Consider the following 13,847-nt stretch of genomic DNA (forward strand, 5'->3'; position numbering starts at 1 on the left):
GTGTTAAAGGTAATCATCTCTAAAAATTCATAACCTTCAAGCAATGATTTCATTACTTTTGCATAAAATTTTAGACCATTGAAAGAGATCATTCAACATTTTCCAGATTTAACAGAGTTACAGTTAGAGCAATTCTCTAAAATAGGTGACCTATATAAGGATTGGAATCAGAAAATAAACGTCGTGTCCCGTAAAGATATAGATGAGATTTATTCTCGTCACGTCTTACATTCTTTAGGGATAGCAAAAGTGATGTCTTTTAAAGATGGCGCAAAGGTTATGGATGTAGGAACTGGTGGTGGTTTTCCTGGAATTCCTCTTGCAATACTTTTTCCAGAAGTGCAATTTCATTTGGTTGATAGTATAGGAAAAAAAATAAAAGTTGTAGATGAGGTTGTTGAAGGTCTTGGGTTAACTAATGTAAAAACTAGTCACAGCAGAGTAGAGGAAATAAATGATACCTATGATTTTATTGTAAGTCGTGCTGTTGCTCATATGGAAACCTTTACACATTGGATAAAAGGTAAGGTTGCCAAGAAAAGTAACCACGAACTTAAAAATGGTATTCTTTATCTTAAAGGAGGCGATTTATCTGAAGAGCTTCAAAATTTTCCTAAGGCTACTATTTACGAGTTAACAGACTTTTTTAAAGACGAGTTTTTTGACACTAAAAAAGTAGTGCACTTACCAATTAAGTATAAGCCTTAAGCTGGTTGTTTAGAGGTGAGTTCTCTAAATAAATCTTCTAAATTCTTATTTTTCTGATTAAGCTGAAGAGTTTTTAAACCATTATCATGTGCAAAATCAAAAACGGAAGGTCTCATGTCTTCTGTGGTGTCAAACTCTAACTCGTATACAAAGCCTATGGTGTTTTTAGCACTTGTAAGATTTGGCATACGCTCTATGGCAACAGTCTCTACGCGATAATCAAACTCTACCTCAATAATTTGTTTTTGGTTTTTACGTAAATCAGATAAAGATTCGTCTGCTACAATTTCACCATTGTTAATTATAATAACACGATCACAAATAGCCTCAACCTCTTGCATAATATGCGTTGATAAAAACACAGTTTTATCAACCCCAGAAGTTTTAATAAGTTGTCTTATATCTACAAGTTGGTTAGGGTCTAAACCGGTTGTTGGTTCATCCAATATAAGTACATCAGGATTGTGTAATAATGCACTGGCCAAACCCACACGTTGCCTGTATCCTTTAGAGAGTGCACCTATTTTTTTGTTAGCTTCCGGTAATAGACCAGTCTCGGTAATAACAGATTCAATAGTATTTGTATCAACAGTATTCACTTTAGCACAAAAACTAAGGTATTCTCTCACATACATATCTAGATATAGTGGGTTGTGTTCTGGTAAATACCCAATACGTTTCTGTACTTCTAATTTATGTTCGCTAACTTCAAAATCGCATACTTTTGCAGAGCCTTCAGTAGCTGGAAGATAGCCAGTCAAGATTTTCATTAATGTCGATTTTCCTGCACCATTTGGTCCTAAAAATCCAACTATTTCACCTTTGTCAACAGAAAAAGAAACAGAGTTTAAAGCTTTTTGAGTTCCATAAAGCTTTGTGAGATTAGAAATCTGTATAGACATATATAAGGATTAAAGTAAAGTTTAGTCTCGTGTGAATAACAAAAATATTCAACTCAAACGTTGTAACGAAAATTATTACAGATTAATTGCTGTAATTATTTGTTTCGTAAAATAATAATGATACTTTAGCATTCATAATGAGCAACAAGACATTACATACAGCATTTTATTTCTGGTATTTTTTCTTTCTGAAATGATATCGGGATAAATCTATGTATATATATAATACAATTCCCGATTCATATGAGTCGGGAATTTTTTTTTTGCTTAAAACTGAAAACTGAAAATTTTAAATGATGACAAATACTATTGCTATACAAGGCATACAAGGCTCTTTTCACCATCAGGTTGCCCAACATTATTTTGGAGATACATACCAATATGATGAGTGTTTGTCTTTTGATACATTAGTGTTATCTATATTAAATGGAAAGTCAGATTATGCTGTAATGGCAATAGGAAACTCAATAGCAGGAACCATTTTACCAAACTATAGTTTAATAGATGCTCATAACTTAAATATTATAGGAGAAAGCTATATAAACATAAGTATGAATGTAATGGCACTTAATGGACAAACTCTAAGCGATATTAATGAAGTGGCATCTCATCCAATAGCATTGTTACAATGCAAGGCCTTTTTTAAAGACTATCCGCATATTAAATTAGTAGAAGATAATGATACGGCAGAGGTTGCTAAAAGAATTTCTGAAGCTCAATTAAAAGGTATCGCTGCAGTAGCAAGCCCTATTGCTGCCAACTTGTATGATTTAGACATTTTAGCAAAAGATATTCATACCGTTAAAACCAATCAGACTCGATTTTTAATTTTAGAAGCTAATAAAACCAAACGTAAGGACACTATTAATAAAGCGTCTTTAAAGTTGGTAGTTGGTCATCAAAAAGGAAGTTTAGCAACAGCTTTAAACGTGTTGAGTGATTGCCAATTAAATCTCACAAAAATACAGAGTATACCCATAATAGATCAACCTTGGAGTTACGCCATGTTTGTTGATGTAACTTTTGAAAATGTAGAAAACTACGATAAGGCTATAGAGATATTAGAGGTAATGATTGAAGATGTGAAAATCTTAGGCGAATACAAGAATAAATTAGAAGCATAATTAAAGAAATTATGAAGCCAGCAAACAGGTTACAACATATAAAAGAATACTACTTTGCTACAAAGTTACGTGAGGTAAGAGCTATGGTAGCTGCAGGAAAACCTGTAATAAATATGGGTATAGGCAGTCCAGATGGCGCACCACCACAAGCAGCTTTTAAAGAACTGCAGCGTACACTTTTTGAGCCCAATGCACACCAATACCAATCTTATAAAGGCTTGCCACAGTTGCGAGAAGCAATGGCACAATATTATGCAACATATTTTAATGTAAATCTGCAGCCAGATTCAGAAATACAACCATTAATGGGAAGTAAGGAAGGTATCACACATATCTCTTTGGCGTTTTTAAATCCTGGAGATCAAGTTTTAGTTCCTAATCCTGGATATCCAACGTATACATCTGTATCTAAATTAGTAGGAGCAGACCCTATATTTTACACCTTAAAAGAAGCAAATAATTACTTGCCAGATTTTGAAGCTTTAGAGCAGACAGATTTAACCAAGGTAAAATTAATGTGGCTTAATTATCCACACATGCCTACTGGCGCTTTGGCAACTAAAACGGTATTTAAAAAACTTATTGCTTTTGCTAAGACGCATGATATTTTAGTGGTGAATGACAATCCATACAGTCATATTTTAAATAATGAACCCTTAAGTATATTATCAGTTCAAGGAGCAAAAGAGGTTGCATTAGAGTTAAATTCTTTAAGTAAGAGTTTTAATATGGCAGGATGGCGAGTAGGAATGTTGTCTGGATCTAGTGAGTATATAAATCATGTTATGAAGGTGAAAACACAAATGGATAGCGGTATGTTTCTGCCATTGCAAATGGGAGTTGTACAAGCATTACGTACTAATCATTCTTGGTTTACATCCTTAAATAACGTGTATGCAGAACGTAAACAGCTACTATTAAAATTAGTTGATCTATTAAATTGTGAGGTTGTAGCCTCAAAAGCAGGAATGTTTGTCTGGGCAAAATTGCCAAAAGGTGAAACTTCTGAAGCTTTTATTGATCATTTACTTCAAAAACATCATATTTTTGTGGCACCAGGAACCATATTTGGTTCTCAAGGAGAAGGTTTTATAAGATTTTCTCTATGTGTCACCAAAGAACACATAAAAGAATCTATTAACCGAATAAAACATCAAGTAGTCATTTAAGTAAATACCAATCCTATTTACAATAATTGACACTGAAATAAACCTTATGGAAAATAAAAAAGAATTACGCAATTGGTTAGACGCCTTTGGATTAGATCATCCTTTGGTTATTGCAGGACCTTGTAGTGCAGAAACAGAGGATCAAGTCTTAAATATAGCACACCAACTAAAAGATAGTGATGCAACTGTACTACGTGCAGGTATATGGAAACCTCGTACTCGACCAGGAAATTTTGAGGGCGTAGGCGCATTAGGATTAAAGTGGTTGCAACGTGCTAAAGAAGAAACAGGAATGCTAACTACTACAGAGGTTGCAAATGCAAACCATGTAGATTTAGCTCTAAAACACGATATTGATATATTGTGGATAGGTGCTCGTACAACGGTATCTCCTTTTATTGTACAAGAAATTGCAGATGCGTTAAAAGGAACAGATAAAACGGTATTAATTAAGAATCCTGTAAATCCAGATTTAGCATTATGGCTAGGTGCCGTAGAGCGATTTTATACAGCAGACGTAAAAAATCTAGGTGTGATACACAGAGGTTTTTCTACATATGAGAAAACACGCTACCGTAATAATCCTGAATGGCAAATACCAATTGATTTGCAACAACGTTTTCCAGATTTACCATTAATATTAGATCCATCTCATATTGCAGGTCGTCGTGATATAATTTTCGATCTTTGCCAAACAGCATTAGATTTAAATTATGATGGGTTTATGGTTGAAACTCACCATACACCAGATGAAGCTTGGAGTGATGCTGCACAGCAAATTACACCAGATGCTTTAAAACAAATGACTGTTGATTTACGCATACGTAAAGAAGAAGGTCAAGAAGCAGAATTTAGAAATAAGATTAATACCTTAAGGTCTAAAATAGATATTATAGATCATCAAATTATCGAGCATTTAGGAAAACGAATGCGCGTTGCAGATGATATAGGACACCTAAAGAAAGAAAACAATGTTGCAATTTTACAAACTAAGCGTTGGAATGAAATCTTAGGGAAAATGATTTTAATGGGAGAAGAACAACATTTAAGTGAAGAGTTTATCTTAAAAGTATTTAAAGGCATACATCAAGAATCTATAAACCACCAAAAAAAGGTGATTAATAATTAATTTGAAAGGAACAGTATACAAATCGACAGGAAGTTGGTACACCGTTAAGGCAGAAAACGGTACGTTTTATGAATGCCGTATTAAAGGTAAATTCCGAATTCAAGGTATTAAAAGTACCAATCCGGTTTCTGTGGGTGATCACGTAAAGTTTGATATTGAAACTAAAGGCGATGATACTATTGGTGTTATAAAAGATATTGAGGAGCGCGAGAATTATATAGTAAGAAAATCTGTAAATCTCTCTAAGCAAACGCACATCATAGCATCTAACGTAGACATCGCCTTTCTTTTAGTTACCCTTAATAATCCGCCTACATTTACCACATTTATAGATCGATTTTTGGTAACAGCCGAAGCTTATCATATAAATGCTATTCTCCTTTTTAATAAGATAGATACTTACTCCGAAGAAGAATATGGCGAAGTTAAGTACCTTATGCACCTTTATAAAACTATTGGTTATAGGTGTATAGAGATTTCTGCTAAAACAGGTTTAAATATAGATGAGGTTAAAGAAGTGATGACAGAAAAAACTAGTATGTTTTCTGGTCATAGTGGCGTTGGTAAAAGTACTTTGGTAAATGCTATTGAAGAAAACCTTAACCTTAAAACCACCAAGATTAGTGAAAGCCATTCACAAGGTCAACATACTACCACATTTGCAGAAATGTTCGATTTATCTTTCGATGCCCGTATAATAGATACACCAGGAATTAAAGGTTTTGGTGTGGTAGATATAGACAAAGAAGAACTTGCAAATTACTTTCCAGAGTTTTTCGAACTTAAATCAGGATGTAAATTCAACAACTGTTTACACATTAATGAGCCAAAATGTGCTGTAAAAGATGCCTTAGAAGATGGCAAGGTAGCGTGGAGTAGGTACAAAAGCTATTTACAGATTCTTGAAGGTGAAGAAGAACACTACCGTAAAGATATTTACGAGAAATAATTTTTTATTATGAGAGCAGTTATACAACGTGTAACAAAGGCATCAGTAACAATAAATGGTTCTATAAATGCTGAAATTAATCAAGGATTATTAATTCTGTTAGGTGTTGGTGTAAATGACACTTCAGAAGATATTACTTGGCTAAGTAATAAAATAGCAAACCTTCGTATTTTTAGTGATGAAGATGGTAATATGAACTTGTCTTTAAAAGCTATAAATGGTAATGCTATTGTAGTATCACAATTCACCTTATTTGCTTCAACCAAAAAAGGAAACAGACCAAGTTTCTTAAACTCAGCTAAGCCAGAACAAGCCATTCCATTGTATGAAGCCTTTGTAAAACAATTGGAAACAGATTTAGGTAAACCTATTGGTACAGGTATTTTTGGAGCCGATATGAAAGTAGAGTTGCTAAATGATGGTCCTGTTACTATTACTATAGACACAAAGCATAAAGAGTAGTTCCTAAATCTTTTATTATTCCGTAATTTTAGACAATCACAAAAGTTACACTACCTAAGTTTTGTGTTTCAGAACTGTATCTAAACTTTCAAACAAATACTATTGAACTCTAATAACACACAATCCTCAATATTAATTATTGGAGCAGGACTATGCGGAAGCCTTTTGGCATTACGTATGGCACAACGTGGCTACCAAGTACAACTTATAGAAAAACGACCAGATTTACGTGAAGTGCACCAAGATGCAGGACGTAGTATTAACCTAGCTTTTAGTGATAGAGGTATGAAAGGTATTAAACGTGTTGGTCTGGAAGAAGAGGTAAAAAAACTTTGCATTCCAATGCACGGAAGAATGATTCATAATTTGGGCGCAGAACCATTTATGTCTAACTACAGTGGTCGAGACAATGAATATATAAATTCTATTTCCAGAACAGATTTAAATGCAATGCTTTTAGACGCCTGTGACAAGATGGATAATATTGAGATTAAATATAATCTAGCTTGTAAAAACGTAAGTTTAGAAGAAGCAAAAGCTACGTTTGAAGATTACACAACTAAAGAACAAACCACATTCTCTGCAGATGTTATTTTGGGTGCAGATGGTGCAGGCTCTTCTGTGAGAAAAAGTATGTTTTTAAATAAAAACTTTCTCTTTAGCTTTTCTCAAGACTATTTAACGCACGGCTATAAAGAATTGTCTATACCACCAGCAGAAAATAATGGGTACAGAACATTTAAGAATGCACTCCATATATGGCCAAGAGGCGAAGACATGCTTATTGCATTACCAAATCTAGACGGTAGTTTTACGGTGACGTTATTTTTGCCATATTCAGATTCAGATTATTGTTATGATACATTAACAACTCCAGAAATGGTAACCGAATATTTTGAGAAAGAATTCCCAGATGTTTTGGAGCTCATACCAAATTTAGCTGAAGAATTTTTCGAAAACCCAACTGGTCCTTTAGGTACTATTAAATGTTCACCTTGGCATTGCTATGGTAAGAACTTAATTTTAGGAGATGCAGCACATGCTATAGTTCCGTTTTATGGTCAAGGTATGAATGCTTCTTTTGAAGATGTTGCGGTTTTTGATGATATTTTAGATGCTCATGAAGGAGAATCTTGGGAAGCTATTTTTAAAGCCTATGAAGCTGCTAGAAAACCAGATACAGATGCAATTGCCAATCTTGCAGTTGATAATTTTCACGAAATGAAAGAGCATACAGCTAGTGACTTATTTCAGCAAAAACGAAAATTAGAAATGGCTTTTGAAGCAGAATTTCCTGAAGACTATCACTCTAAATACAGTTTGGTTACTTTTAAAGAAGATATAGGATATAAGGAAGCAAAGATGAGAGGAAGAGCACAAGATAAAGCAATACTCAATTTGTTAGATGATGGTAAATTACCAGATACATTACCCTTAAAAGAAAAACTTAATATCGTAAATAAAGAAACCCAAGACATCTTGCACGATGATGAGGTGATTGGAAATTTATAAAAAACATAAATCAGTATCATATTGAGTCATTTTAAATGATCGGGAAATTACTATAGTGAATACAACATCAAAGGATTCCTATACACTTTATATGTTCTCAAATTCACATTAAACCACTCGAATTGATATCTGTGAAAAGACAAAATATTATGGCAAACAAATCAACTTTAGTAAATGGTAAGGCAAAACCAAGAGGTGCATATCCTCACGTAAAACGTGTTGGTGATTTTATATTTATTTCCGGCACGAGTAGTCGTTTACCCGATAATACCTTTGCAGGTGTGCATCAAAAAGATGGTATGGGCACAATGCATTTAGACATAAGAGAACAAACTAAAGCAGTTTTAGAAAACATTAAAGACTATTTAGCTATTGAAGGTGCAACAATGGAAGACGTTGTAGATGTTACCACATTTTTAGTAAATATGAATGATTTTGGTGGTTACAATGAAGTATATGCAGAGTATTTTAACTCAGAAACTGGACCAACAAGAACTACAGTTGCTGTACACCAATTACCACATCCTCATTTAGTGGTAGAGATTAAAGCAATGGCATATAAGCCGAAAGCATAGTAAATACAGTAAAGTAATATGTTTGGGTTAAATCTTATAATTACTTTAAGAGATACTCCTTTAACTCGGTATACGTAATTAATAATGTAGATTTTTTCTCTTTATCCATAATCGCTTTAATACTCTTCGGAATATTAACAGCATCAACTATTGACTTCGGTATCACATCTAAAAACTTACAAGGATGCGCGGTTTCTAGAAACACACCATAGGTATCAGGATTCGATTCTTGATATTTTTTCAGCGCTAAATATCCAATTGCGCCGTGAGGATCTGCTATATAATTATGTGTTTTATATAGCTGAATCATAGCATCTTCAGTTTCAGTATCACTATAACGATACGCTGAAAGATGTTGTTTTAAGGTCGTATCATCATTATCGTGAATTTTTTGAATGCGGATAAAATTACTTGGGTCGCCAACATCCATGGCATTACTAATTGTTGCTACAGATGGTTTTGCGGTATAGATTCCAGTTTTTAAATATTCTGGAACTATGTCATTCTCGTTAGTTCCAGCAACAAAATGGGATATCGGTAAACCCAGTTTTTGCGCCATCATTCCAGCACAGATATTTCCGTAATTACCACTTGGTACTGAAAATACAAGCTTCTTATCCAGAGACTTTAATTGTTTATAAGCCAAAAAGAAATAGAACATTTGTGGTAACCAACGCGCCACATTTATTGAGTTTGCTGAGGTTAAGTTGCGTTTCCCCTTAAAGTCTTTATCTAAAAATGCTTTCTTCACCATTGCTTGGCAATCGTCAAACGTGCCATCAACTTCAATAGCTTCAATATTTCCTCCCAAGGTTGTAAGTTGCTGTTCTTGTATATGGCTCACTTTTCCGCTAGGGTAGAGTATAACAACATTTACACCTTCAACATTATAAAAGCCATTTGCAACTGCGCCGCCTGTATCTCCAGAAGTGGCAACAAGTACGGTTACTTTTTCTGTATTTTTTTGAGAGGTATTAAAATACCCTAAGCAACGTGCCATAAAGCGAGCACCCACATCTTTAAATGCCAAAGTAGGACCATGATACAACTCTAGTGATCCTACATTTTCTTCAACAGATACAACAGGAAATTTAAAATCTAATGTTTCAGAAATTATAATTTTTAAATCGTTTTCTGGAATTTCATCTCCTACAAATTGTTTGATAACATGATAACCGATTTCGGTAGGTGATAAATTTTCAATGGCATCATAAAATGATTTTGGTAATGCTGAAATATGATCAGGAAAATACAAGCCTTTATCTTCTGCCAAGCCTTTACGTACTGCAGTTTCAAAGTTTACTTGTTTTGCTTTTCCGTTTAAACTATAATAGGTCATAAACTGTGTAATTGTTATTCCGTTTTTATGCGGAAACTTCTTTAGTATTCCTTGCTTTAACACGAAAATTTTAATGAATCAGATTTAAATCAAATTCAGAAAGACAAGCATTAATCTATCAAATGCACGCCTTTCAAATTAATCTTTGATACGTATGTCTTGTATTCAATATCTGTAGTTTTATAAACATTTGTCATCGCTTCAGCAACAGCTTTAGCAGTTGTAAGGCCTTTACTCAGTGCAAAAATAGAAGGTCCAGACCCAGAAATTCCAACACCTAAAGCACCAGCGTTTAACGCATGTTCTTTTACAGTATCAAAATTAGGAATAAGCGTTTTACGGTAAGGTTCTGCAACAACATCAACTAAAGATTTGCCAATAAGATCATAGTCGTTTTCATATAAGCCACTTATAAGTCCGCCAACATTTGCCCATTGTGTAATTGCATTAGTTATAGGAATGTCTTTAGGTAAAATATCTCTAGCATCTTGTGTTTTTATTTCAATTTGAGGATGTATTACACTCACCATTAAGTCATTTGGAACTGGAAGCTGTCTTACATCTAGAGGTTCGTAAGATCTTATAAGTACAAAACCGCCTAACAAACACGCTGAAACATTATCTGCAATTGGAGATCCGCAAGCCACCTGTTCACCATACATAGCATATTTTAGGCATTGCTGTTCTGTAAAATAATTGTTTAGAAAATAGTTGATAGCAAACGCTGCGCCAGCAGAACTGCTAGCACTACTACCTAAACCACTGCCAGATTTATAGCCTTTGTGAATTTCTATATCTACGCCAAAATTTGCCTTAGCATCTTCTAACATAATTTTAGCCACAGCACTTGCGCAATTTTTATCGGTCTCCTTTGGTAAAGAATCTACATTAATCTTAGTGATTCGAATAGCTTTAGTTTCAGTTTTGGTAAACGTCATGACATCACCAACTGCTTCTAAAGCAAAGCCTAAGGCGTCGAAACCACAAGACACATTGGCGACCGTTGCTGGACAGAAAATTTTAATTTGGTTTTTCATTTATTTAGGTCTTTTTTAGACCAAATTTTATTCAATAAGAATTGTGTTTTCGGGCTTGAGTAAAAGGTTTCAATCTTTTTTAAATCTTTTCTCTTCATCGTTCCACTAATTAATTCACCATTTGAAATTAAAAATTTTGCATTAATTTTTAAATCTTTAGACTTTACATGGAAGTGTGGTGGATTATGATCATTAGAATAAATAATGATTTCTAAATTATTGATTGTTTTTACTCGTTCTTTAATATTAGAATTTGAATTTTCTAATATTAGTTCAATATTATCACCACTCGTATTCCAATATTGATTTAATAAATCTTCAAGAATATTAACTAATGTGGCCATTATTAAATTTTAATTCTTCCCTATTAATTTCCCTAAGATCTCGCTAAACTTATTATATCTCCAAATAGGCCAGATGCCGTCACTTCTGCACCAGCACCAGCACCTTTTATGAGTAATGGTTGATCTATGTAACGCTCTGAATTAAAAATGACAATGTTGTCCTTGCCTTCTAAGTTATAAAGAGGATGCCCTTTTGGGATGTGTTGCAAGCCAACTTTAGCGCTGCCATTATTAAATTCTGCAACATATTTTAGCTTACAATCTTTTGCAGTTGCTTCAGCTAAAAGGTGATTAAAATGATTGTTGTGTGTTTTTAAAGTTTCATAAAAAGCGTCTACACTTTCTGCATCCATTGAGGCTTGTGGTAAAAACATGTTATTCTCAATATCTTCAATATCCATTTGTAAACCACTTTCTCGCAAGAGAATTAAGATTTTTCTAGCTACATCTACACCGCTTAAATCTATTCTAGGATCTGGTTCTGTGTAACCTTCTGCTTGTGCTTGTTTCACAACATCGTGAAAGCTTATGGCATCATTAAAATTATTGAAGATAAAATTTAAGCTTCCGCTTAGTACCGCTTTTATTGAGGTTACTTTATCACCAGAATTCACCAAATTATTTAAGGTGTTAATTACGGGTAATCCTGCGCCTACATTTGTTTCAAATAAAAATGGAGCATTGTATTTTTTAGATAAGCGTTTTAGCTCTTTGTAATTGCTGTAATTTGAAGAACATGCAATCTTGTTACAGGCTACAACGGCAATACTACGCTTAAGGTATTCTGCATAGCTTTCTGCTACGCTTTGGTTGGCGGTAATATCTAGGAAGATGCTATTTCTTAAATTTAAGGCATCAATATTTTCTATCCAGGTCTGTAAGGTTTGTGGCCTTCCAGATTTTAAGGCTTTTTTCCAATGTGATAAATCGACTCCCAATTCATTAAAATACATTTGTTTTGAGTTTGCCAAGCCTATTACCTTTATGTCAATCAATAACGTATCCATAAGGTGTTGTTGTTGTTTGGCAATTTGCTCTATGAGGCGATGTCCAACATTTCCAACGCCCATTATAAATAAGTTTAGCGTTTTTACTTGCTCTTCAAAAAACCTGTTATGTAAAATGTTTAAAGCTTTACTCACATCTTTTTTGGCAATTACAGCAGATATATTTCGTTCTGATGCACCTTGGGCAATGGCTCTTATATTTACATTGTTTTCTCCCAAAGCACTAAACATTCTGCCACTTATACCTTGGTGAGATTTCATTTGATCACCAATGAGTGCTACTATAGCTAAATTCTCCTCAACTTGTACAGGATTAATTTTATGTTTGTCAATATCATACTCAAATTCTAAATGAAGAGCTTCAACAGCCTTAGTAACATCACTATCTAAAATACCTACGCATATAGAGTGTTCTGAAGAGGCTTGTGTAATAAGGGCAACATTTATTCCATTTAAAGACAAGGCTTCAAACAAGCGTCTGGAATAACCAGGTACGCCAACCATACCATTGCCCTCTAGTGTTAGTAAGGCTATTTGTTCTAAATGGCTAATACCTTTAATTGGATTGTCTTCACTAACAGTTGGTACGATGCGTGTGCCTTTGTCTTCTGGAAAAAATGTATTCTTAATTAATATAGGAATGTTTTTATCTAACACAGGTTGTATGGTTGGAGGATACAACACTTTAGCGCCAAAATGAGACAACTCCATAGCCTCTTGATATGAAATTTGAGCTATAGGAAAGGCTTGTTTAACCAATTTAGGGTGTGCTGTATACATACCGCTAACGTCTGTCCAAATTTCTAATTGAGAAGCATTGAGAGCAGAAGCTAATATAGCAGCTGTATAATCTGAACCACCACGACCTAACGTGGTTGTTTCGCCAATTTCATTTCTTGATATAAAGCCAGGTAATACTGTTACAGAAGCTTTAGATGACTTAAAATACGATGAGATGTTTTGGTTGGTCAACTCTTCTTTTACATTGGCTTTGGTAAAATAAGAGTCTGTAGCGATAAGCTCTCTAGAGTCTTTAAGTTGCGCATCTTTAACATGTAGTTTTAAAGCTTCAGAAATAATATAGGAAGATAACAACTCACCAAAAGACAACACTTTATCTCTTGTTTTAAACGAAAACTCATTAATTAGATAAATTCCTTGAAGAATATCCTTTAAGCGCTCTAAGATAGCACTCACCTCACTAATAATGTCTTCCTTAATATGTTCTGGGAAAAGAGCTTCTACAGTTTCAAGGTGCCTTGCTTTTATAGCATCAAATGTAGTTAGGTAAGCCTCATCTTTAGCATTAGCAAGCTCACCAGCTTCTAATAGTACATCTGTAATACCGCCTAAAGCAGATACAACAGCAAGAAGTTGGGTGTCTTTTGCCTCAGATTTTAAGATATTAATAACTTTGGTAATATTCTCTGCATTGGCAACAGATGTGCCTCCAAACTTAAGTACGTTCACAATAATAAAATTTTAAGCTATAATACATAATTTATGAGCCTTTTGCATTTAAAACAAGAAGTTTATATGTCATTTTTTCTAAAACTTAGAAATCATTAATTATGTGATTGTAAAACATTG

13 protein-coding genes are annotated in these 13,847 nt (G+C 34.0%); 8 read left to right on the forward strand and 5 right to left on the reverse strand.

The annotated features are described in order from the left end of the window. Positions 1–78 precede the first annotated feature (78 nt). Complete coding sequence (gene rsmG, locus CA2559_RS07350) at positions 79–708, forward strand: 16S rRNA (guanine(527)-N(7))-methyltransferase RsmG (RefSeq protein WP_013187230.1); 630 nt, start codon at positions 79–81, stop codon at positions 706–708. Here rsmG and gldA read toward each other — a convergent pair. After that, entirely contained in the window at positions 705–1,610 is a 906-nt protein-coding gene (gldA, locus tag CA2559_RS07355; RefSeq protein WP_013187231.1) for a gliding motility-associated ABC transporter ATP-binding subunit GldA, read from the reverse strand. The two genes, rsmG and gldA, sit on opposite strands and share 4 nt — an antisense overlap. A 296-nt stretch (positions 1,611–1,906) precedes the next feature. Between gldA and CA2559_RS07360 the strand changes: the two genes are divergently transcribed. The 7 genes from CA2559_RS07360 (at position 1,907) to CA2559_RS07390 (ending at position 8,530) form a co-directional block, all read left to right on the forward strand. Further along, a complete protein-coding gene (locus CA2559_RS07360) occupies positions 1,907–2,734 on the forward strand; it encodes a prephenate dehydratase (protein ID WP_013187232.1) in 828 nt (275 codons plus the stop codon). 11 nt (positions 2,735–2,745) lie between these two features. Beyond that, positions 2,746–3,903, forward strand: a complete 1,158-nt coding sequence (locus tag CA2559_RS07365; RefSeq protein WP_013187233.1) for a pyridoxal phosphate-dependent aminotransferase — start codon at positions 2,746–2,748, stop codon at positions 3,901–3,903. Between the two features lie 46 nt (positions 3,904–3,949). Beyond that, on the forward strand, positions 3,950–5,032 hold the full coding sequence (locus CA2559_RS07370; protein WP_013187234.1) for a bifunctional 3-deoxy-7-phosphoheptulonate synthase/chorismate mutase type II: 1,083 nt from the start codon (positions 3,950–3,952) through the stop codon (positions 5,030–5,032). Between the two features lies 1 nt (position 5,033). Beyond that, positions 5,034–5,981, forward strand: coding sequence for a ribosome small subunit-dependent GTPase A (gene rsgA / locus CA2559_RS07375; protein WP_013187235.1), 948 nt, complete (start codon positions 5,034–5,036; stop codon positions 5,979–5,981). 9 nt (positions 5,982–5,990) lie between these two features. Further along, positions 5,991–6,443, forward strand: coding sequence for a D-aminoacyl-tRNA deacylase (dtd, locus tag CA2559_RS07380; protein ID WP_013187236.1), 453 nt, complete (start codon positions 5,991–5,993; stop codon positions 6,441–6,443). Between the two features lie 102 nt (positions 6,444–6,545). Then, positions 6,546–7,955 carry an FAD-dependent oxidoreductase gene (locus CA2559_RS07385; RefSeq protein ID WP_013187237.1) on the forward strand — a complete coding sequence of 470 codons (1,410 nt, stop codon included), beginning with the start codon at positions 6,546–6,548 and terminating at the stop codon, positions 7,953–7,955. 149 nt (positions 7,956–8,104) lie between these two features. Then, positions 8,105–8,530, forward strand: a complete 426-nt coding sequence (locus tag CA2559_RS07390) for a RidA family protein (protein WP_013187238.1) — start codon at positions 8,105–8,107, stop codon at positions 8,528–8,530. A gap of 40 nt (positions 8,531–8,570) precedes the next feature. Here CA2559_RS07390 and thrC read toward each other — a convergent pair whose 3' ends face one another. The 4 genes from thrC to thrA all read right to left on the reverse strand — a co-directional run bounded on the left by thrC (position 8,571) and on the right by thrA (position 13,727). After that, positions 8,571–9,869, reverse strand: a complete 1,299-nt coding sequence (gene thrC, locus CA2559_RS07395; protein WP_041241152.1) for a threonine synthase — start codon at positions 9,867–9,869, stop codon at positions 8,571–8,573. Between the two features lie 110 nt (positions 9,870–9,979). After that, entirely contained in the window at positions 9,980–10,906 is a 927-nt protein-coding gene (locus CA2559_RS07400; protein WP_013187240.1) for a homoserine kinase, read from the reverse strand. Then, the gene (locus tag CA2559_RS07405; RefSeq protein ID WP_013187241.1) at positions 10,903–11,250 is read right to left on the reverse strand and encodes a DUF4160 domain-containing protein; all 348 of its coding nucleotides are present in this window, start codon (positions 11,248–11,250) and stop codon (positions 10,903–10,905) included. The genes CA2559_RS07400 and CA2559_RS07405 overlap by 4 nt, the downstream gene beginning before the upstream one ends. A 32-nt stretch (positions 11,251–11,282) precedes the next feature. Then, the gene (gene thrA, locus CA2559_RS07410) at positions 11,283–13,727 is read right to left on the reverse strand and encodes a bifunctional aspartate kinase/homoserine dehydrogenase I (RefSeq protein WP_013187242.1); all 2,445 of its coding nucleotides are present in this window, start codon (positions 13,725–13,727) and stop codon (positions 11,283–11,285) included. Between the last annotated feature and the right edge of the window lie 120 nt (positions 13,728–13,847).

Origin of the sequence: Croceibacter atlanticus HTCC2559 (genome assembly GCF_000196315.1) — a bacterium.
Lineage (GTDB): Bacteria > Bacteroidota > Bacteroidia > Flavobacteriales > Flavobacteriaceae > Croceibacter > Croceibacter atlanticus.